At 66.1% G+C, this 1,061-nt stretch carries 1 protein-coding gene; it reads right to left on the reverse strand.

Going from position 1 to position 1,061, the window contains the following annotated elements; genetic code table 11:
• A partial coding sequence (locus AC1D1P_RS24160) for an aminotransferase-like domain-containing protein (protein ID WP_477674767.1) occupies positions 1–969 on the reverse strand: 969 nt, incomplete at its 3' end.
• Between the last annotated feature and the right edge of the window lie 92 nt (positions 970–1,061).

Consider the following 1,061-nt stretch of genomic DNA (forward strand, 5'->3'; position numbering starts at 1 on the left):
GCCCTGCATGGCGCCTATGGGTTCGCCGGCGTGGCGGAATTCGCTGTCGTAGTCGTCTTCAATGATCCAGGCGCCGTGCCTGCGCGCGGCAGACATCAAGGCCAGGCGGCGTGCCACCGACATCACCACGCCAATCGGATACTGGTGCGAAGGCGTCGTGTAGATCAGCCGTGGTGTGCGTGAACGCCAATCCGCCGCGCCGGCGTGCAGGCCCTCGCCGTCCATGCGTTTGGGCACGATGCGCAGGTCACCCGCATGCATGGCGGCCTTGGCGCCGCGGTAACCCGGGTCTTCCACCCAAGCCGTGTCGCCCGGGTTGGTCAGCAGGCGCACGCACAGCATGAGCGCCTCCTGCGCGCCTTCCGTCATGATGACCTGCGCCGGTTCGCAATGCACACCGCGTGTGATCGCCAGATGGCGCGCAATGGCGGTGCGCAGTTCGGCCTGACCGAAAGGGTCGCCGTAATGCAGCGCCGCCGGCAAGGCCTCGCGCACTGCGCGGTCCAGCATGCTGCGCCAGACGGCCAGCGGAAACTGGGAAAGGGCCGGCACACCGGGCCGCAAGGCGGTGCTGGAGTCGAGGCGTGCGGGGCCCGAGCGAATGTGGGACAGGCGCAGTGCCACACGGGATGGCGCGGTGGCCTCAGGCTGCGCCTCCTGCGTGGCCGGGCGCAGCAAAGCCGCCACGGTGCTTCCCTGCCGGTCGGCGCGGACATAACCCTCGGAAACAAGGTGTTCGTAGGCAATCGCCACGGTATTGCGTGAGACCGACAAGGTTTGCGCCAATGCGCGCGAGCCGGGCAAACGGCTGCCCGCGGCAAGCTGGCCCTTGAGGATGGCCTCTTTGAGCCTGCGGTAGAGCTGGCGCTGCAAAGGCTCGGCGTCGGACCTGTCCAGCGGGGCTTCCAGGAAACCCTGCGGGGTGGAATGCTTTGGAGCGGACTTGTTAGCGGACTGGTTGGAGGGCATCACGCAAGGGTTGTTGAATGGCGAGAAGTTCTGTCGAAGGTCGTGGCACCACAAAATAACGAATTCATGGCACTTTATGAAGTGCCACGAAG

It is taken from the genome of Polaromonas sp. P1_E1_2, from assembly GCF_056406035.1.